Consider the following 19354-nt stretch of genomic DNA (forward strand, 5'->3'; position numbering starts at 1 on the left):
CCCTTTGAAATAGATCTCTACGGTCCGCTCCGCCCTGCTTGGTTAGGCAGAGCAATGTATCCTTCGGGAATACGTTTTTCAGCCGGCAGGTTGAGCTGCTTCTCCATCTGCTTCAGCGTATTGATCAGGCTCGGCGGGCGCTGGTTTTTATCATAGGAGTCCTTCAGCAAATCATACGCCTTTTGCCACAGGCTGCGGTCATACGTCTTCGCATACTCATAGCCTGCCAGACGGCCAAATCGCGGATTGCCAGTCAAGCGCATCACTTCCAGGTAACAATCCCCCGCCTTCTGCGGATCCCTAACCCTGCGCTCATACACCTCAGCCAGCGTATTCCACAGGCGCGGGCTGTCCGGCAGCACTTTCAGCCCTTCTTTCAGAATGTCCACACCCCGCTGGATATGGTCGTGATACAGCTTCCCGCGCACCGCTGGATTGATCTCCTGATTTTCCAGATAACTCGTCGCCGCATTATACGCCATGTGCCACGCCGCCTCGTCCCAGTATTTGTCATAACGTGGCTGCAGGGCTGTCGTAATCTTAAAATAGCTGTCCACCCGCCCCCAGTCCACATTGGACCACGCATCATAGGTCTGCAGATACATCAGGCTGGCCACCAGGGACCGCAGCCCACCCAGCGATGCCGCAAATCCCATCTGCCCGATGCTGTCCCGCAGGCTCATTTCCAGCGGCGGACTCAAAAGGCGTGCCTCCCGCAGATGACGCGTCGCCGCCTCATCCACCGGCAGCTTCAGCACGCCGAGGATCAGAAACACCATCAATGCTTGCAGTTTCCTTTTCATCACAGCTCCTTCTCCACAAACAGCAGGTGGGAGACCACACAATATCCCACCACATACATCGCCGCCGTGCCCAGCATCACCTGCGTGGCACCCCACGTCACCACCTCTCCCTGGATCACGTTTTCCACCACATCAAAGACCCCCAGGTCAGGTGTCAAAATAGCCAGCAGGGCAGACAGTCCCTGTTCCATCACCGCAGTCATTTTCCCATTCAGGAAAAAATCACGCATCATCGCCTGACCATGCCCAATGACGACCGCAGAGAACGTGATCATCACCGTGAAAAGCGTACTGCTCGCAAAGCAGGAGATCATCAGCGCCAGGGAAGACACCACAGCCGCTTTCAGGAAAATGGCCATCACTCCCAGGTGCAGATTCCACGTCAGTCCCTGCTTCGCCACATAACCTTCGATCTGGGCCAGATCCTCCGTGCTCGAAGCATTCAGCGATTGAATGATCTGTGCCAGCAGCATTCTCTCCCGCAGATACAGCACCCCGCTAAAGGCCACGTCCATTACCACCAGACCCGCGCCGATCAGCAGCAGCACCCCCAGCAGCTTGCCCAACAGGTATTCATAACGCGGCACCGGTTTGGACAAAATCGTATACAGCGTCCGGTCCTCCAGATCACGGGGCAGCAGCAGCGCCGTCGCCACAATGGCAATCACAATGCTGAAGACCTGCAGCGCCGCAAACGCACCCGCCTTCAGCTGCTTGAGCTGCTGCTCTGGATTCAAGACCGAAAAGGCAAATCCCCATGCCACCAGGGCAATGCAGAGGACCACCAAAAACGCCAGGATCTTCATGCGGATGAGCTGTGTCACCGTGGCCGCAGCCAGCGTCCAGATTCGCGCCGGGGAAAAGTTAGTATGGGACTTGGAAGCCATGGGGGGATCAATATTCGAAATTCTATACGTTATCGCTTCGGCGCGGCATCCTCGGGCACACTGCTTTCGGTCGCTTCCAGGAAAAGCCGCTCCAGCGTCGTGCGGGGATGCCCGCTGTGGATCAGCTTCGCGCGCCCGCTTTTTTCCACCAGCCGTGTGATCTCCGCCAGCAGTTCCGGGGAGGCATCCGCCAGCACCAGCTCCGTGTGATTTTCCACCGCGATGAGTTCATCCACCCGGCCTTCACGCATCATTTTTCCATGCGCCATGATGCCCACCCGGTCACACACCTCCTGCATCTGCTCCAGCAGATGGCTCGTCACCAGCACCGTCAGGCCCTCCTTTTTAAACCCCAGCACCAGATCCCGGATCTTCCGCGACCCCGCCGGGTCCACCCCTGCCGTCGGTTCATCCAGCACGATCAGCCTCGGCCGGTGTAGCAGTGCCTGCGCCAGCCCCAGTCTTTGCAGCATTCCTTTGGAGTAGCCCGCCACCCGCCGGTCCGCCGCATCCTCCAGCCCCGTCAGCGCCAGCATCTCCCGCGCCCGGTCCTTCAGTTCCTTGCCCCCCATGCTGCACAGGCGGCCATAAAAAAGCAGCGTTTCCATCCCGTTCAGGTGCTTGTAAAAATATGGGTTCTCAGGCAAAAAACCCACCTCCCTCCGGCTTGCCACCTCTGTGCTCGACTGGCCAAAAATCGTCGTCTTTCCACGTGTCGGTGCCAGCAGACCTAGAATCGCCTTCATCGTCGTGGACTTGCCAGACCCATTCGGCCCGATGAGTCCATACACCTCCCCCGCCTTCACTTCCAGGGACAAGTCCCTCACTGCCACAAACCCCTTCTTCCCCAGCCCTCCTTTAAAAACCTTCGTCAGGTTCTCCACAGTCACAGCAGGGGGATGGGCAGCAGGATCAGACATGGGCGGTTTTCGTCAATGAAAGGGAAACCCTGGCCCGGTGTCAATCAGCTTCCGTCTTTATAAAGTGTCCTCTGCATCCTCCTTCGGCCCCCTCAAATCATAAATCCCCCTCCCTTGCACATACCGCCCCCATCAGCCACGTATACTCACCATGTCCCTGTTCTCCTTCGTCCTCTCCTCGGCCCGGCACTATTGGCGCGGACACCTCGGCCTTCTTCTCGGCGCATTCCTCGCCTCCGCCATCCTCAGCGGCTCCCTCCTGGTGGGCGATTCCGTGCGCGCCAGCCTCCGCCGCGTAGCGGATCTGCGCCTGGGCCAGATCCAGTCTGGCGTCCTCGGTGGTGACCGCTGGTTTACCCAAGACCTCGCTGCCAAATCCCAATCCACACCCGCCATCATCGCCATCGGTTCCGCCGCCTCCTCCAATGGCCAGGTCCGTGTCAATGGAGCCCAGGTTCTCGGTATCGATCCCGGCTTCTGGAAAGTCAGCACCAGCGGCAAATCGATTGACCTTAAGCAAGGCCAGCTCGCCCTCAATGAACCCCTCGCCCGCAAGCTCTCTGCCAAACTGGGTGATACCGTCCTCATCCGCCTGGAGCGCCCCAGCGCCATCTCTCGGGATGCCCCCCTTTCCGGCAGCACCAATGAAGACGTCTCCCTCCGTCGCACCGTCGGTGCCATCGTCAGCGCGGAGGACTTCGGGGCCTTCCAGCTCGTCGCCTCCCAGGTCATTCCAGATTCCGTCTTCGTTCCCCTCGCCGATCTCCAGACCCAGATCGAAATGGATGGCAAAGTCAATGTCATCCTCGCCTCTTCCCCCACCTTCGCCAGCGACACCGCCGCTTTGGAAAAAGCCAAAACGCTGGGTGATTTCGCCCTCAAAATGAAACGCGTGGACGCCCCCCGCGAAGAATGGGAGCTCAGCACCGACCGCGTCTTCATGGACCGCTCCCTCGCCACCAAGCTGCTCACTCGCGATTCCAGCTACGGCGTCCTCACCTACCTCGTCAATGGTTTCAAATCCGCCAAAGGTGCCACCCCTTACTCCATGGTCACTGCCACGGACAAACTTGATGTTAGGCCCAACGAGATCATCATCACCCAGTGGCTCGCCGAGGACCACGGCCTCATCATCGGCGACAAGCTGGACATCATTTACTACGTCGTCGGCATTGGTCGTGAGCTCAAGGAGCAGACCGCCACCTTCACCGTCAGCGGTATCCTGCCCATGGACGATCCCAACGTCACCCGCGCCTGGACACCCGATTTCCCCGGCGTCTCCGATGTGGATAACTGCCGCGACTGGGATCCCGGCATTCCCATGGATACCAAGAAGATCCGTGACAAGGACGAGAAGTATTGGGACGACTACAAAGGCACTCCCAAAGGCTTCATTAGCCTGGAAGATGGCAAAAAACTCTGGGCAAACCGCTTCGGAAATTTGACCTCCATTCGTTTTCCCAATTCCGGCCAGGATGAAGCCGCCCTCCAGGCAGAAGTCGTCTCCAGACTTGCCCTTGCCGATATCGGCCTCACCCCCACGGACTTCAAAGGTCAGGCCACCGCCGCTGCCAAAGGCAGCGTGGACTTCGGCGGTCTCTTCATCGGCCTCAGCATGTTCCTCATCGCCGCCGCCCTCATCTTCGCCGCCCTGCTTTTCCTCTTCACCTTGGAGCGCCGCTCCGCCCAGGTCGGCCTGCTTCTCGCCATGGGCTGGACCTCCAAAATGGTACGACGCTCCCTGTTAGGCGAAGCCGGTGTCCTCGCCATTATCGGGGCCGTCCTCGGCGTCTTCGGCGGCGAGCTTTATACCAAGCTCGCTCTCAAAGGCCTCAGCGGAGCCTGGTCCGGTGCCTCCCAGGGTCTCCCCCTCATTTATTCCGGCAGCGCCGCCACCAAGGCCGGTGCCGGCGTCGGAGCCGTCATCGTCGTCCTGCTCACCCTCTGGTGGGCCAGCCGACGTCTTTTCAAGCAGCAGGCCCGCGATCTTCTCGGCTCATGGAGCGCCGATGATGCTGCCGCAGGCCAGGCCTCCAAACAGCCCCTCTGGAGAAAGCTCATGCCCTTCCTCTGGCTCGGCGGAGCCGCCGCCCTCATGGCCGCAGGCACCCAGGCCACCGCGCCGGAAGCTGTCGCTGGCATGTTCTTCGGCAGTGGTTTCCTCCTCCTCATGGGCGGCCTCTCCCTCGCCCGCCGTTGGATGCTCCGTTCCTCCGGCCTCGCCCACAGCCTCTGGCAGATCGGCGTCCGCAACGTCACCCGCCGCCCATCCCGCAGCCTCGCTGTCATGGGCATGATGGCTGGCGGCATCTTCCTCGTCACCGCTGTCAATGCCTTCCGCATGAGCGCTGGCGATGTCTCCAATCCCGCCTCCGGCACGGGCGGCTTCGCCCTCATTGGCGAGTCCTCCCTGCCCATCTATGAAGACCTCAACACCCCCGCTGGCCGTGATGCCTTCGGTCTCGATGAAGAGCTTCTCAAAGGCGTCACCATCGTCCCCTTCCGCGTTCGCCAGGGGGATGACGCCAGTTGCCTCAACCTCAACCGCGCCCAAAAACCCGTCCTTGTCGGTGTCGATCCCGCTAAGCTCGAAGGCCGCTTCAGCTTCGCTGGCCAAGGCGCCTGGACCGGCCTCAACGAACCCCTCCAGGCAGTAGCCGATCAAGCCACCGCCATGTGGGGCCTCGGCCTTGGCATTGGCGGCTCCCTCGATTACCTCGACTCCTCCGGCAACCCCATTCAGGTCAAGCTCCACGCCATGCTCGCCGGATCCGTGCTCCAGGGAAAAATGATCATCAGTGAGCAAGCCTTCCTCACCACCTACCCCGACGTCGCCGGTTACCGCTCCTTCCTCATTGATGCCCCCGCTGATAAGAGGGACGAAGTCAGCGCCCACCTCACCCGCCAGTTAGAGCCTCGCGGTCTCGCCCTCCAGCCCGCCAAGGACCGGCTCGAAACCTTCATGTCCGTGCAGAACACCTACATCGGCATCTTCACCGTCCTCGGCGGCCTCGGTGTCCTGTTAGGCACCGCCGGCCTCGGCATCCTCGTCGCCCGCCACGTCCTCGAGCGTCGCGGCGAGCTCGGCCTCATGCAAGCCGTCGGCTTCCAGCCCGCCTCCCTCCGCCGCCTCGTTCTGGGTGAGCACGTTGTACTCCTCATCGTCGGTGTCCTGTTAGGCGTCCTCAGCGCCCTCCTCGCCGTCTGGCCCAGCCTCCAGCAAGGCGGCACCTCACTGCCACTCCCCTTCCTCACCGCCCTCATCACCACCATCATCCTCTTCGGCATCCTCATCTGCTGGATCGCTGTTTCCAGCGCGGTGAAAGGCAAGCTCATCGAGTCCATCCGGAGAGAATAATTCAGCGCTCTGTAGTCCCGGCTTCAGCCGGAATGCCTCGCCCCCCGGCCTGCGAACAGGGCACAAGCCGTTAGGATTCGCGGAAGAGCACCGCTTAAACCGCCGTTTGTTTAACTCTCTCCTCCTCCCACCATGCTTCGCTTCAAGCCACCTCACTTTCTTACTCAATCCTTGTGCTGCACTTGGGCAGCACTGGCGGTAGGTTTCTTATCTGGCCCTGTCCAGAGCGCAGAGAAGAACGCCGAAAAAATCGTCAATGTTCGTGATACAGGGGCCAAGGGAGATGGCTTGGCCGATGACACGGAAGCTATCCAGAGAGCCCTTGATGGAGGTGGACGCACGGTGGTGATTCCTGCAGGCACTTACAAGATCAGCGCGGCGCTGCTGCTGGACTCGGCCACGACCCTCAAGTCCGACGATAAAGCCGTTATCCGGCTAGCCGATCACGCAGGCAATGATGTGGACCTGTTTCTCCTGACCAACCGCGACCGCACCCAAGGGAACAAGGACATCACCGTGGAAGGCGGCATCTGGGATGGCAACAACGAGCACAACACGCGCGGGTTGAAAGAACAGATGCCTTGTTATACCGGGGTTGCGATCAACTTCATCCGGGTAAGCGGGCTCGTGCTGCGAAACCTTGTTGTACGCAATCCGGACGCCTATGCCATCCGTGCCTGCCACCTGGAGGACTTTGTCATGGAGAACCTCGGCTTTGACTTCAGCAGCCTGCGCATGAACCAGGACGGAGTACATCTGGATGGCTTTTGCCAGCGTGGGGTCATCCGCCATCTCAAGGCTCTTTCGCCCTTCGCCACCAATGATGACATGGTGGCGCTGAATGCCGACGACGGTAGCGCCACCGAGTATGTCATCCAGCAAGGCATGGTGCCTGGCCCCATTCGCGACATCAGGGTGGAGCACCTGCGAGCGGAAAGCGCCTTCACGTTTGTGCGAATTCTCAGCCACAAGGAACTGATTGAGAATGTCACCATCAGCGATGTGGTCGGCGGCTGCCGTTTTTACGCCATTAACATGGACCGCTGGCGCTTCCCCGAAGGCGGAGGCAACATCAGAAATGTCACTCTCCGTGACTTCACCATCCGCAAGATGCCGGATGACTTTAGCGAGCAGCGTGGTGCTGGCCAGCGCCCGCTGATCCACATTGAAACAGCGGTCAAAAACCTTCGCATCGAAAATTTCAACCGCCCTCCGCAGGATGAACAAACCGCCCCCACTCTGGTGCTCGACACAGAAAGGGAGAACCGCGTGCGGCTCGAAGGACTGACCGCCCAACAGGCGGCCGAATTGAAAGCACTTTCTCCCGCCCTCACACCGGACATGTTTGCGAACGATGATGAAAAAGCAGGCAAAGCAAACCACACTCTTCAGCTGAAGGCCACGGATGCCAAGGTGACCCTGCCGGGCGGCGGATTCTCGCGGCTGCATGTGGATGACACGGGCGCATGACCACTCCAGCCTCCCTGTCCCCCGGCCCAAATCCCCCTTTCAAGCCACCACCTGCCCCACCATGGATGATTTCCTCTTCGCCCTCATCCGCCTCATGACCTGACCCTACTGTGCCTGGAAAACCTCTCTCGAAAACTCGCGCATCGGCATCTCCCAATCAGACCGAGACACTCTCCGTTTCTGGAAGTATTTCGCCATCTTCGGAACCTTGTTCATCCTGCTCTGTATGGTCGGCCTCATCGCCTTCCTCATCCTCAACGCCTGAAACCAGCCACGCCTCCACAACTAGAAGGCACCACCTCCGTCGAGAATGAACGACCGTTTGACACTCGCCCCACCTACGATGCCGACAAGGCTGTTGATGGGCTTTTGTTGCCTGTTCATTATCACCTTTGGATGCAGTTTCGCCGCCCTTCCGCTGTGGCACATCATCCATGAAGGGCTTATCGGCAAAATCCCCTGGCCACTCGTCGCCTTTGCCACGCCCGCCGCTTTCCTCGGTCTTTTGATAATCTGGGCAGGATGCCGATTACGCGTCTGGATCCTACCCTACTGTTTCACCGTTGACCGTCAGGCTATGATTTGCGGTTATCTGTGGAAGGAAAACTGGGTGGGCAAGATCTCTCTCAACGGAATCCAAGCTTTGACAGCGGAACCAGGATGGTCTCGGCGATCTTGGCCGTGGGTCCTTTACGCGAGATTCGCAAATGGAAAAAAACGCCAATGCATCTTAAACTCCCTCTCACATCATGGAACGGAACGGGCGGCCTATGAGGAATGCATAAAAATCAGCCAAAAAATAGCCCACCATCTTTCCGTAAATCTTGAAATGGCCGCTTGGTCGGACAAGCTGCACCCTCCCCATGCATAACTTTGGCTTCGCCCTCTTCCCTGAGACCATTGCGGATGTTCGTGCGTGGCTGGACCCATTGATCAAGCCTTACTGGTGTGAGTTGGAGGTCCCAGAATACAAGAGGTTCTGGTCAGACAAACAGGCGCTTTTGACCGCAAAACATCGTGGGGCCGGGGACGATCTGCAAAAATTGGTTAGCATCCTGCATGCGGCGGGTGAAACCGACTGTGGCCTGGAGGACGGACGTTTTTATCAACTGTCCACCTACAATCCCAACGCCCATTGGGATTACCGTCTCATCGGCGGGGGTTATGACCGGCGGATTTTTCATGAAGAAACCGCCCAGTTAGGTAAACAAAAAGGCTGGGATGAAGACATCTGCGAAAACATCTGCCGTGTCCAACTGCTCCCGGAAAATGTGCACGCCTCCATCATTATCACGCCGGACGGACAATGGCACACCAGCGAGAATTTCGGCTGCTGGTTGCTAGAGGGTCCAGAATACGACAGGGCTTGGAGTGCTTGGCTGGCTCATGCACAGTCCTTGCTCATCCAATATCCCACCTACATCGCGCTAGGGCTGGACATTCATTCCTAGTTTACAGTCTGGCCATGAGCCGCTGAACATCCCAAAACGGTTTCCCAACAAAAAAACCGACTTAGCCCAAGTCAGGGCCTCACCTGCTTGCGCCACCCATTCAAACACACATAAAGTTAACCCGGCACTCTCATCTGCCAATGCCAGCAATCCCCATATACCTTACATTGAATAACATCCGTAAACATCATTCTGTAAACTCTCAAACAGGGCCTGTATTTGGCCTTCATCCCGCTATTCCTATGACCCATCACATTTCCCCAATCCTTCCCCATGGGGAGCCTATGGGGATGCATGGGGAAACGCTTCCCCATGCGCAATCCATTGATCCTCAGAACATTAACCCCCAAATCCCCTCCATGGGGAAAAATTACATTTCCATCCCCATCCCCCTTTGCTCCTCACGGAACACATTCCCAAACCCTTCATAGGCCTCAGCAGATTCCGCTCACTATTCGTTTGACGATCACCTTTTCATCTAGGAATAAAACCATACCATGTCCCTGTCCCGACGGCTCTTCATTTTAACCCTGATGATGGTGGGCTTGAATGCCCAACTCGCTGCCCGACAATGGGCGAGCTCGGATGGCCGACGCACATTCGAGGGGGAATTGGTGAAATATACTCCACCTTATGTCACGGTAAAAAAGCCCAATGACGAGCTCATCACCTTTCAAGATACTATCCTCAGCAGCAGAGACCTTGAATACTGTCAATTCGCCAGCCGAATACTCAAAGAGGCGGCCTATGACACGACCTTAAGCGTCTTGGACTTTTATGACGGCGGCATGGTCTGCCAGACATTCTCAAAACCATTTGAGCACAAAGAGCATATCTTTGTATGGGGGAAGGGCTTTCAGAGCCAACTGAGGAAAGGACAGAGCATCCAAACGACCCTCTTTCGCTCAGGCATCTGCACGATTAACGATGGCACCCGCCGCAGGGACGTGCGGGCTTATTCTCTGGAGCTGGACGAAGCCATTCTCCGTTCTCCAAGCCTGAACTCGAAACCCGAGTTCATGAATACTCCCACCCAACCCTCACCTGAACGCCGCGCCCCGCCACCAGCGGATACGCCTGATTCCGAGAAGGGCCCAAAGGGATTTGGCACAGGGTTCGCCATTACCAGCAACGGCTGGGTGGTGACCAATGAGCACGTCATCCATGGTCATACCCATGTGACCCTGCTCCACAATGACAACGTCTACCAGGCCAGGGTGGCGGTCGTTGATGCCGAAAATGATCTGGCCCTGCTCAAAACAGAGGCAACGACCATTCCCCTAGCGCTTGCCTTTACACAAACACCCAGCCTGGGAGATGAGGTCACAGTCGGGGGATTCCCCAACCCAGAAATTCAAGGCAGGAGTCTAAAACTCACCCGGGGCATTATCAGCAGCCTCAACGGTTATTTAGACGATGAGCGTCTTTATCAAATGGATGCTGCCATCCAGCCAGGAAATTCTGGCGGCCCGGTCATTGATCATCATGGCCGTGTCGTCGGCGTCGTCACAGCATCGCTAGTCGATAACCCCGAGCTTGGAATTCGTGCTCAAAACGTTAACTACTCGATCAAGCTCCCTCTTCTCATCACATTGATGGGTAAAGTGGAAGGCCTCGTTCCGATGGTGAGGGACGTTGATGCATCCTCCTCCAGCGGGAAGCTTGGCGATCTCCTCCAAGATAGTACCTATCTCATCATTGTTGGCCTTTGAGTGATCCCGTCTGAAAGGATGCAGAGCACCCGCGATGTAAGTGTATAAACAAAAGGCCCAGGCTGGCAGCCTGGGCCCTCCGTCAATTGTTACTAGTTTTTAGATCCGACAAAACCTCCGGCGACGTGTCAACATGATAAAGCCCACAGAAGCCAGAGCCAGGCTTCCGGGCTCCGGCACGGGGGCCACCGAGAAGTTTGAAAACTCCATCACCGTCTGATTACCACTGATACCGCCGAGCAATTGGACATTGGCGATGGTATCCGCATCAAAGACAAAGGTCAGCTCATCCGCACCTCCTACCGGCGCATAGAACTCGAAGGCAATGCTCGTCGTTGAACCCCCTATACCAATCAGATCCAGCAGGTTCAAAGTTTCCACCGAGTTGATGTTTTCTATCGCCACCCCTCCGCTCAAAAGCGAAAAGTTGGCAGAGCTCAATGCATTGAGATTCAGACCCGCACCAGTCGCCACATTAAAGCTGGCTGAATACAGGACCCCTTCGCTTAAACTGATCCCGGAGACATCAGCCACAGAATTCCACTGGTTGATGGCACTGGCACCGACCACATTGCTCACCACTCCGTTAACCAGAGCATTGTATCCGCCCAGCAGGGTATTCACATTCAGTTCCCGTCCAAAGACCAATGTATTGCCTTGGGTGGCTGTGTATGCAGCCAGGGACACGTCGGCGATTTGGGTTTCAATAAACAGAATGTCCACACGCAAGCCTGCTTGGACGAGTCCCTGTGCTGTATGCGTCCAGGAAACATTTCCCGCTGTCTGGGTAGGCACTGCATTTTGGAATTGGGTGCTCGTATCGACCTGCAAGTTTAATAGATCGCTACCCGCAGTGCCTCGCGCTTCAAAATCAGGATTAAAGAAACTAGGTGAGGATATCAGACTTTGGGCCTGGGAAGACCCAGGATGGCAAGCGATCACCGCCACCAAGATCATTGAACGCCAAGGTCCAACCAACGTATCAACTGTCATTTTCATATTTTTCATAGGTGTATTGGATTTAATTCGCAATCGATTCGCGAATTCCTCCAACTAAAACCCTAGTACTTTTTGTACTAAATCATGAAAATGTAAGCATTGTGTTAATGTTTATGTACAATACATACTTATTGCTATTGACATAAAACGGAAAAACAAATTATTCGCTGATTTTACGACTCGTACGAGGAACAATGATATTTCTCTTTTTTATCGTACGAATCACAATGTAACGCCTGTCATTTGGCGCGTAAGAATTACCTGCTTAATCAAGACTTTACTGCGATTTACATAAGCATACAAACTGTACGCCAACCCCTAACCTGGGTTTAAAATCTTGTATTAAACACTATTTAATGATAAATCCCAAGGTGTCTTAATTTCGCAACAACTGCGGACACCGACTTGAAGGCTTTGCGAAGATACCTTTTCAGATATCCATCAATGCCTGGATGCAGAACTTCATATCTTACCTGAGCCAAGCAACCCGGCTCACATGCCGAACTCAGAGAACCGCAAGTGCGATCTCCTCCCAAAGCACATCAATGTCCTTGGGCCCGTGAGAGGGTTTCTTTGCTTTCGTAAACCAATAGTCCGCGTTCCATTGGTCACCCTCAATGACATGCAGCAGGGCATGGATCCAAGAGCCCATCGCCGTATGAATGTCCTGCGCGATGTTATGGGCCTCCTCCCAGTTTCCCTGCTTCGTATGCCACAGCGCCTGTGCCTCCGCACTCAGATGAGAAGGAAGCACAGGGGCGGCGGCGAGTTCAGCGGGCGTCATGATCCTTGAAGGATTCCAAGAAACCCCGGTCTGGCAAATACAAAGGGCCCAGACCTATGAAAGCCTGAGCCCTTTGAGATGAGATAATCCAGGATCAATCCTCTGGCAATGGCTGTCCTTTGGTCTCAGGAGCAAATGGAAGAACCAAAATGCCCATGATGAAAATAGCACACATCGTCATGGCTGCATATCGCAACGGTAAAGCTGGATCTTGAGCAGCAAATTTTCCGTAAACCCCAGAGGTTAATGTTGCTGAAAAGAAACTTCCCCCGGCAGCTGCAAAGCGACCTAAGTTGTAACAGAAACTGGTCCCAGTGCTGCGGAGTTTGTTTGGGAAAATTTCTGGCAAGTAAATCGCGAAGCCTGCAAAGACGCTTAATTGTACCATACCCATCAAGAACATCATCCACCTTGCAGCAATCGGGTCACTCATTTTCCAATACACCAAAAACGTGACCACCAAAGCCGCACTAAAACCAATGAAAAAAGCTGGGCGACGGCCAATTTTAGCAATGTTGGTAAACAAGGTCATTCCCACAGCCGCTCCAAGCATGTTGAAGAGATAAGCCACCGAAATCGCATTGTTTACCTCTGCCGGAATCAGGTCGGCTGCGATACCTGCTTTTTCAAAGTGCTGTTTGAATACCACTTTTTGCAAATCCACGGCATATTCTCCAATAGCCCAAAGACCTATCACTCCGGTGCTAGCAATGATTGCACCCACTATCAAATTCTTCCTCCAGCGAGAATTAGCCAACAGACTAGCATACGGTGCAAAAATGCTGCCCTTGGGAAGCTGCCCCATATCTTTAAGCCGCTGCCAAGATTCAGGCTCTTTCAAATATCCGCGTGTGAAAATGATAAGCAAAGCAGGCAATGCACCAATGAGGAACATCCAACGCCAACCTGAGCCAGCCGTGATCGTCTGGTTTGCCTCTAATGCATCGATACCCATTTTGGCGAATCCCGCCGTCAAATTCCCAATCGTTGACAGAATCTGTAGAAGGCCAAGACACTGGATGCGCGCGCCACTCGGCACAGTTTCTGCAATAAGAGAAACTGCCAACCCAAAGACACCACCCACACCAATCCCTGTCAAAAAGCGAAAAATGGTAAAATCAGTTTGTGTCTGGCTGAAAAAGCTTAGCCCTGTGAACGCCGAATAAATTAGGATCGTCAGCGTTAGCATTCTCGCTCGCCCATACTTATCTCCTAACGCACCGAATATCATACCACCAATCCCCCAGCCGATGAGGAAGCAAGCAGTCACCACCTTACCAAAAGATTGCAATGATGGATCCGACGGCGGGAGTTTCATCAGCTCCACGAGTGCTGGAACACGAGCAAGGGAAAACAAACGCTGGTCAAGGCAGTCAAAAAACCATGCAGCAGAGGCCACAATAAGAACAAACCAATGATACCTATTCATTTGTTTGTACCACGGGGCGGTCGAATCAGGAGGAGAGGCAGGAAGGCTCATGGGCGCGCAGAGTGAAGCACACACGCCAGTGAGGCAAACAGGAAATTCTACCCTCACGGCAATCCACCGGGTTTTCAGTGCCTTTGCAGCGTGAGATCACAGGTTTCGATACTCACGGACATGTTTGTCCAAAAAAGCCAGGCCTCGCCTGATGAACTCATCCATCATTCCCAGCCGATCTTTAAAGGAAAATCCGGGCAGAGGCGGGATTTGGCCACAGGGCCTTCTGAGTCATGCAGGAAAAACTCCATGTTTCCCTGGTCATCGCACAGCCATACTTCTTGGGCTCCTTGGGCAAAGTAGAGCTGCATTTTGCCTTGAATTTCATACTTCCGATTCCCAGGGGAAACAACCTCCACACAGACTTCAGGAGCCACCGGAAGATATGAAGCGCGACGATATGGACGAAAACGTTCAAGGCTAATCCACGCAGCATCAGGCACTTTTACTCCATCTGTGGTCTGCACCGCCACCTCGCTTAACGCACGCCCATCCGGCATCAGTTTCCGCAGGAGAAAGGCGATCTCACTTTGATAATCACTGTGCCAATTGTTTGCAGGACTCATAACGATCTGATCAAACCGGTTCGTCTCGATCTTATAGGGCAAGTCTTGCAAAGACTTGTCAGCGCAGATGTCAGCCCAGGATCTCATAGTAAAAGTTAATCGTCCCGCAGCCCGCTGGCAAGCGGGCTTATTTCCCTAACACGCCCTTCAGCTCGGCGATGCACTTCTGGTTTTGCTCCATTGTGCCGACGGAGATGCGCACCCATTCAGGCAGCTTGTAGGAGGCCATGGCGCGCAGGATGATGCCCTTTTGCATCATGGCTTTGAAGACCGCATTGCCATCTCCCACCTTCACCAGCACAAAATTGGCGTAGCTGGGGATGTATTCCAGGCCCATGGCTTCAAACTGCGCCTGGAGATAGGCGCGGCCTTCATCGGTGATCGCCTTCGTTTTATCCTGGTGCTCCTGGTCGAGCAGTCCAGCCAGCGCACCTGCCTGGGCGATGGAATTGATATTGAATGGCTGCCGTGTGCGCTGCAGCACATCAATGAGTTCCTTATTGCCGATGCCGTAGCCTACGCGAGTACCGGCGAGTCCCTGGATTTTTGAGAACGTCCGCAGCACCACCACATTGCGACCTTCACGCACGTACTTCAGCGTATCTGGCGGGTTGTCCAAGAACTCATAGTACGCCTCATCAAAGACCACCACCACATGCGGGGGTACCTGGTCCATAAAACGGTCGATGGCCTCCTGGGTCACCAGTGTCCCGGTGGGATTATTTGGGTTGGCGATGAAGATCTTTTTTGTCTTTGGCGTCACTGCCGCAGCCATGGCATCCAGATCATGGACGTACCCAGGATCATCCACCTCGATGGTCTCTGCACCGAAGACCTTGGCCATCAGCTTATAGACCAAAAAGGCATGTTTGGCGGTGATGATGTTATCCCCTGGCTGCAAGAATGCGTGGCCGATGAATTCGATGATCTCATTGCTGCCACAGCCGATGATGATATTTCCCATTTCCAGGTCAAATTTCTTCGCCAGAGCTTCGCGCAGTCTGTAGGAAGCTCCGTCTGGATAAATATGTACGTCCTTCACTGCCTCCTGCATGGCTGTGATTGCTTTTGGCGAAGGCCCCAGAGGGTTCTCATTGGAGGCCATCTTGATGATGTCCTCCGGCTTCAGACCTAGCTCCCGTGCCACATCCTCGATGGGCTTCCCAGGTTCATAGGCGACGAGGTCTTTAAGCTGCGGGTTGGCGTAGTTCCAGATGGACATGGTAGGCGGAAAAGGGAGGCAGTTCTTCGCCCGAAATACGTCAGCTGGCAAGTCTTGGTCACAATGACGCGCCTTGACCTTTGCCCCACCCACCCTGACGCTGAGCGATGCGCAACCCTGACCGCACCCACACCATGGCCGTCTTCTGTGACTTTGAGAACCTGGCCATCGGCGTCCGGGACGCCAACTATGACAAGTTTGACATGGGCAAAGTCCTCGAGCGACTGCTCGTCAAGGGCAGCATCGTGGTCAAAAAGGCCTACTGTGACTGGGACAGGTATCGCGACTTCAAAAAAGCCATGCATGAGGCCGCCTTTGAGCTCATCGAAATTCCCCATGTGCGCATGTCCGGTAAAAACAGTGCGGATATCCGCATGGTCGTGGATGCTCTGGACCTTTGTTATACCAAGGCGCACGTAGACACCTTTGTCGTGGTCAGCGGTGATTCCGATTTCTCCCCGCTCGTCAGCAAACTGCGTGAAAACAATAAAACCGTCATTGGCGTCGGCGTTAAAAATTCCACCAGCGATCTGTTCATCGGCAACTGCGATGAGTTCATCTTTTACGATGACCTCGTCCGCGAGCAGCAGAAACGCCGGTCCGCCCGTCTTCCTCGTGCCCCTATTGCCGGAAATCCAGCGCCTGAGGCCAAAAATGAGCCCAAGGCCACCGGCAGAAATGGCTCGGCCAAATCCTCATCAACCGCCCCTGTCTCGGCCGAAGCTCCCAAACCCGCCCCTGTCAACGACCCCAAACCGGCTGGCGACCCGGAAAAAGCCATCGAAATGCTGATGGAAACCGTGGACGCGCTCATTGGTGAACAAGGTGGGGACCAGGGGGTCTGGGGTTGGAAGGTCAAGGAAACCATCAAGCGCCGCGCCCCTCAATTCAGCGAGCGCTTCCATGGCTTCCGGTCCTTCAACGCCCTCCTGGAGGCCGCAGGCAAACGCGGTCTCCTGGACTTGGTCTTTGACGAACGATCCGGCGGCTATCGCCTGCGACCTGGTGCCGTCATTGAAGCGGGCGAGGTGGCCTTGGGTGAAGAATAGAAAATGCCGGGTTCATCGGGCAGTTGTCATTTCTTGTCAGCTGCACGTCTGTGCAGCGCAAGCCCACCCAGAATCATTCCAACAGGGAGTAGAAATTTAAGCAGCTCGGCCGATTTTTCTATAATGGCGAGGAGATTTCCCTTCCATTCAAAACGAGCACCTTCCGGGGTGCTCATGTAAAGATGGTTTCCACGGTTTCTAACCAGATCTGCCATTCCGGGGTGTGGTCCGTAATACTTTTTTAGCAAGGTTTCATCTTCCGCCAATTCGTTGAGGCTGAGTACTTTGCCCGTGGCATTGACAGGAATGATCTCAAGGTCGGGGTCATAGAGATGCCAGTCATTGTCATACCAGGCCTCCATGACAACGTGGCCTTGCAGCCCCACGTGGCGTGCTTTGATGTCATGTGCCAAGGCCAGATGCAGAAGCAGGTAGGAGGACTGATCGCAAAGAAGGGAGTATCCTTGAGAGACAAAGCGATCCGGATTCCACATGTGCCGAAAGGTGGGGTGGAGAAATCCGGCGGTGTAGAGGATCCAATTGCTGGCCAGATTATGCTGCGCTTCGTTGTGCGTGAAGCGGTTGACGATGAGGTCATACATGACCTGCATTTTCGCAGCTTCGGTGACAGGTTGACCGGCCATCTTGGCATCGACGGTTTTCACCAAAGTATCATAATCCTGGACCTGGGTGACGAGGCCGGGTTCGAAATGCTCCCAATCCCGCTTGGGGTCGCTGGCACCATTGCCAAAGGAAGTCCAGTGCCCGAGAGAGGCGATGCCTAACAGCAGCACACCCATCATGGCGGAGACGGAACCGATGATGCGGTGTGATTTGCGGGAGCAAGCTGGCATTTTGCAAATCTAAGGCGGCGGAAAGAGTGGACGAGTAAAAATTGCGTAAATCACAAGAGCAGGAAAAGGCTTTATTTGCACTGCCACAGGCCTCCGAGGACGGTGCGGAGTACCCTCTATCAGCAGCATTCATGCAAGGCATGAACAAAATCCCCTTTGCGAACAGCCCCCTTGGCAGGTATGACTTCCGCCCCCGCCCAGGCGGCCTAACTTACCTTACAGACTGAAAATGAGCCAAAAAAGTGACTTCGGATTGATCGGCCTTGCCGTGATGGGCCAAAACCTTGTGTTGAACGTGGAAAGCCGTGGCTTCCAGGTTTCTGTTTTTAACCGCACCACCGCTACCACGGATGAGTTCATCGCCAAGCACCCTGGCAAGAAGCTCGTCGGAGCCAAGACCCTGGAAGAATTCGTCCAGTCCCTGGCCACTCCCCGGAAGATCCAGATCATGGTGAAATCCAACGCCGTCAAAGACAGCGACCGTGACGCCGTGGACGCCGTGATCGAGCAGCTCATCCCTCTCCTGGAGAAGGACGATATCGTCATTGACGGTGGCAACAGCTACTATTTGACCACCGAGCGCCGTGACAAATACTTGGCCGAAAAAGGCCTGCGCTTCATCGGCGCTGGTGTTTCCGGTGGTGAAGAAGGCGCCCGCAAAGGCCCCTCCATCATGCCTGGTGGCCCTGCCAGCACCTGGGAAGTGATGAAGCCGATTTTTGAAAGCATCTCCGCCAAAGTGGACGGCGAGCCTTGCGTGATCCACATCGGCACCGGTGGCGCTGGCCACTACGTGAAGATGATCCACAACGGCATCGAATACGGCGACATGCAGCTCATCTGCGAAGCCTATAACATCTTCAAGGCCGCAGGTTTCACCACCGACGAGATGGCCAAGGTCTTCAACGACTGGAACGAAGGCGACATGCAGAGCTACCTGATCCAGATCACTGGCAAGGCGCTCGAGCAGAAGGACCCTGAGACTGGCAAGTCCATCGTGGAACTCATCGTGGACAAGGCTGGCCAGAAAGGCACTGGCCAGTGGACACTTCTCAACGCCGCTGAAAACGCCGTCGTCATCAGCACGATCAACGCTGCTGTGGAAGCCCGCATCCTTTCTTCCAAGAAGAAGGCCCGCGTCGCCGCCAGCAAAGAATTGACCGGCCCAACAGTGAACATCACCACGGAGAAAGCCGAGCTGGTGAAGAAGGTGCATGACGCCCTCTACGCCTCCAAGGTCATCTCCTACGCTCAGGGCCTGGACCTGATCAAGACCATGGGCGAAGCGAAGAACTGGGGCCTGGACCTCGGTCGCATCGCCTCCATCTGGCGCGGCGGTTGCATCATCCGTGCCCGCTTCCTCAACAAGATCACCGATGCTTATCGTGAAAACGCTGAGCTGAGCAACCTCATGCTGGCCCCCTTCTTCAAGGACCTGCTGAGCAAGACCCAGCAGAACTGGCGCGAGATCGTCTCCCTGGCTACCCTCAACGGCATCCCGGTCCCGGCTTTCTCCGCCTCCCTGGGCTACTACGACAGCTACCGCGCAGAGCGCCTGCCAGCTAACCTGCTGCAGGCCCAGCGCGACTTCTTCGGCGCCCACACCTACGAGCGCACCGACAAGCCTGAAGGTGAATTCTTCCACACGGAATGGCCTGAGGTGATCGGGTAAGTTCGAATCATCTAAAGCGTGAAGGCGTTCCGCCCTCACCATGAGGCCAGGATGGCCTCACTCCTTGAAGGCGGCTGAGGCAACTCAGCCGCCTTCTTGCTGTCGTGATTAGACGTGCGCCGATGTT

General features: G+C 55.7%; 16 protein-coding genes. 7 read left to right on the forward strand and 9 right to left on the reverse strand.

Going from position 1 to position 19354, the window contains the following annotated elements; genetic code table 11:
* Window positions 1-17 precede the first annotated feature (17 nt).
* The 3 genes from EI77_RS04025 to EI77_RS04035 are packed head-to-tail and all read right to left on the reverse strand — an operon-like array spanning window position 18 to window position 2610.
* Window positions 18-803 carry a hypothetical protein gene (locus EI77_RS04025; RefSeq protein ID WP_133793455.1) on the reverse strand — a complete coding sequence of 262 codons (786 nt, stop codon included), beginning with the start codon at window positions 801-803 and terminating at the stop codon, window positions 18-20.
* Window positions 803-1690: an ABC transporter permease subunit gene (locus EI77_RS04030; protein ID WP_133793456.1), complete on the reverse strand. Its 888-nt coding sequence runs from the start codon at window positions 1688-1690 to the stop codon at window positions 803-805. The genes EI77_RS04025 and EI77_RS04030 overlap by 1 nt, the downstream gene beginning before the upstream one ends.
* Before the next feature lie 29 nt (window positions 1691-1719).
* The gene (locus EI77_RS04035; RefSeq protein ID WP_133793457.1) at window positions 1720-2610 is read right to left on the reverse strand and encodes an ABC transporter ATP-binding protein; all 891 of its coding nucleotides are present in this window, start codon (window positions 2608-2610) and stop codon (window positions 1720-1722) included.
* A gap of 151 nt (window positions 2611-2761) precedes the next feature.
* On the opposite strand from EI77_RS04035, the gene EI77_RS04040 reads away from it, so the two are divergent.
* The 5 genes from EI77_RS04040 (at window position 2762) to EI77_RS04060 (ending at window position 10601) form a co-directional block, all read left to right on the forward strand.
* Window positions 2762-5968: an ABC transporter permease gene (locus EI77_RS04040; protein WP_133793458.1), complete on the forward strand. Its 3207-nt coding sequence runs from the start codon at window positions 2762-2764 to the stop codon at window positions 5966-5968.
* A gap of 132 nt (window positions 5969-6100) precedes the next feature.
* Window positions 6101-7438, forward strand: a complete 1338-nt coding sequence (locus EI77_RS04045) for a glycosyl hydrolase family 28-related protein (protein ID WP_133793459.1) — start codon at window positions 6101-6103, stop codon at window positions 7436-7438.
* A gap of 310 nt (window positions 7439-7748) precedes the next feature.
* Window positions 7749-8309 (forward strand): hypothetical protein, encoded by a 561-nt coding sequence (locus EI77_RS04050; RefSeq protein WP_133793460.1) that lies wholly within the window; start codon window positions 7749-7751, stop codon window positions 8307-8309.
* Window positions 8302-8889: a hypothetical protein gene (locus EI77_RS04055; RefSeq protein ID WP_133793461.1), complete on the forward strand. Its 588-nt coding sequence runs from the start codon at window positions 8302-8304 to the stop codon at window positions 8887-8889. The genes EI77_RS04050 and EI77_RS04055 overlap by 8 nt, the downstream gene beginning before the upstream one ends.
* Before the next feature lie 497 nt (window positions 8890-9386).
* Window positions 9387-10601 (forward strand): S1C family serine protease, encoded by a 1215-nt coding sequence (locus tag EI77_RS04060; RefSeq protein ID WP_133793462.1) that lies wholly within the window; start codon window positions 9387-9389, stop codon window positions 10599-10601.
* A gap of 99 nt (window positions 10602-10700) precedes the next feature.
* Here the strand turns inward: EI77_RS04060 and EI77_RS04065 are convergent, their stop codons facing one another.
* From EI77_RS04065 to hisC, 5 genes are all read right to left on the reverse strand, one after another.
* Window positions 10701-11654 carry a PEP-CTERM sorting domain-containing protein gene (locus EI77_RS04065; protein ID WP_208300257.1) on the reverse strand — a complete coding sequence of 318 codons (954 nt, stop codon included), beginning with the start codon at window positions 11652-11654 and terminating at the stop codon, window positions 10701-10703.
* Window positions 11655-12105: 451 nt separating this feature from the next.
* Window positions 12106-12384, reverse strand: a complete 279-nt coding sequence (locus tag EI77_RS04070; protein WP_133793464.1) for a hypothetical protein — start codon at window positions 12382-12384, stop codon at window positions 12106-12108.
* 94 nt (window positions 12385-12478) lie between these two features.
* Complete coding sequence (locus EI77_RS04075) at window positions 12479-13864, reverse strand: MFS transporter (RefSeq protein WP_133793465.1); 1386 nt, start codon at window positions 13862-13864, stop codon at window positions 12479-12481.
* Between the two features lie 164 nt (window positions 13865-14028).
* Window positions 14029-14517, reverse strand: coding sequence for a Uma2 family endonuclease (locus EI77_RS04080; RefSeq protein WP_133793466.1), 489 nt, complete (start codon window positions 14515-14517; stop codon window positions 14029-14031).
* A gap of 40 nt (window positions 14518-14557) precedes the next feature.
* On the reverse strand, window positions 14558-15652 hold the full coding sequence (gene hisC, locus EI77_RS04085) for a histidinol-phosphate transaminase (RefSeq protein WP_133793467.1): 1095 nt from the start codon (window positions 15650-15652) through the stop codon (window positions 14558-14560).
* Window positions 15653-15759: 107 nt separating this feature from the next.
* On the opposite strand from hisC, the gene EI77_RS04090 reads away from it, so the two are divergent.
* Window positions 15760-16701 carry an NYN domain-containing protein gene (locus EI77_RS04090; RefSeq protein ID WP_133793468.1) on the forward strand — a complete coding sequence of 314 codons (942 nt, stop codon included), beginning with the start codon at window positions 15760-15762 and terminating at the stop codon, window positions 16699-16701.
* Between the two features lie 26 nt (window positions 16702-16727).
* On the opposite strand, the gene EI77_RS04095 is transcribed toward EI77_RS04090, so the two are convergent.
* Entirely contained in the window at window positions 16728-17555 is an 828-nt protein-coding gene (locus EI77_RS04095) for a hypothetical protein (protein WP_133793469.1), read from the reverse strand.
* A 229-nt stretch (window positions 17556-17784) separates the two neighbouring features.
* On the opposite strand from EI77_RS04095, the gene gnd reads away from it, so the two are divergent.
* Window positions 17785-19227 carry a decarboxylating NADP(+)-dependent phosphogluconate dehydrogenase gene (gnd, locus tag EI77_RS04100; RefSeq protein ID WP_133793470.1) on the forward strand — a complete coding sequence of 481 codons (1443 nt, stop codon included), beginning with the start codon at window positions 17785-17787 and terminating at the stop codon, window positions 19225-19227.
* Window positions 19228-19354: the final 127 nt, after the last annotated feature.

Source organism: Prosthecobacter fusiformis (assembly GCF_004364345.1).
Lineage (GTDB): Bacteria > Verrucomicrobiota > Verrucomicrobiia > Verrucomicrobiales > Verrucomicrobiaceae > Prosthecobacter > Prosthecobacter fusiformis.

Coding starts and splice junctions, on each gene's coding strand:
- EI77_RS04050 (WP_133793460.1), top strand. CDS start 7,749: ATGAACGACCGTTTGACACTCGCCCCACCTACGATGCCGACAAGGCTG.
- EI77_RS04095 (WP_133793469.1), bottom strand. CDS start 17,555: ATGCCAGCTTGCTCCCGCAAATCACACCGCATCATCGGTTCCGTCTCC.
- EI77_RS04070 (WP_133793464.1), bottom strand. CDS start 12,384: ATGACGCCCGCTGAACTCGCCGCCGCCCCTGTGCTTCCTTCTCATCTG.
- EI77_RS04045 (WP_133793459.1), top strand. CDS start 6,101: ATGCTTCGCTTCAAGCCACCTCACTTTCTTACTCAATCCTTGTGCTGC.
- EI77_RS04040 (WP_133793458.1), top strand. CDS start 2,762: ATGTCCCTGTTCTCCTTCGTCCTCTCCTCGGCCCGGCACTATTGGCGC.
- gnd (WP_133793470.1), top strand. CDS start 17,785: ATGAGCCAAAAAAGTGACTTCGGATTGATCGGCCTTGCCGTGATGGGC.
- EI77_RS04080 (WP_133793466.1), bottom strand. CDS start 14,517: ATGAGATCCTGGGCTGACATCTGCGCTGACAAGTCTTTGCAAGACTTG.
- EI77_RS04075 (WP_133793465.1), bottom strand. CDS start 13,864: ATGAGCCTTCCTGCCTCTCCTCCTGATTCGACCGCCCCGTGGTACAAA.
- EI77_RS04090 (WP_133793468.1), top strand. CDS start 15,760: ATGCGCAACCCTGACCGCACCCACACCATGGCCGTCTTCTGTGACTTT.
- EI77_RS04055 (WP_133793461.1), top strand. CDS start 8,302: ATGCATAACTTTGGCTTCGCCCTCTTCCCTGAGACCATTGCGGATGTT.
- EI77_RS04030 (WP_133793456.1), bottom strand. CDS start 1,690: ATGGCTTCCAAGTCCCATACTAACTTTTCCCCGGCGCGAATCTGGACG.
- hisC (WP_133793467.1), bottom strand. CDS start 15,652: ATGTCCATCTGGAACTACGCCAACCCGCAGCTTAAAGACCTCGTCGCC.
- EI77_RS04060 (WP_133793462.1), top strand. CDS start 9,387: ATGTCCCTGTCCCGACGGCTCTTCATTTTAACCCTGATGATGGTGGGC.
- EI77_RS04035 (WP_133793457.1), bottom strand. CDS start 2,610: ATGTCTGATCCTGCTGCCCATCCCCCTGCTGTGACTGTGGAGAACCTG.
- EI77_RS04025 (WP_133793455.1), bottom strand. CDS start 803: ATGAAAAGGAAACTGCAAGCATTGATGGTGTTTCTGATCCTCGGCGTG.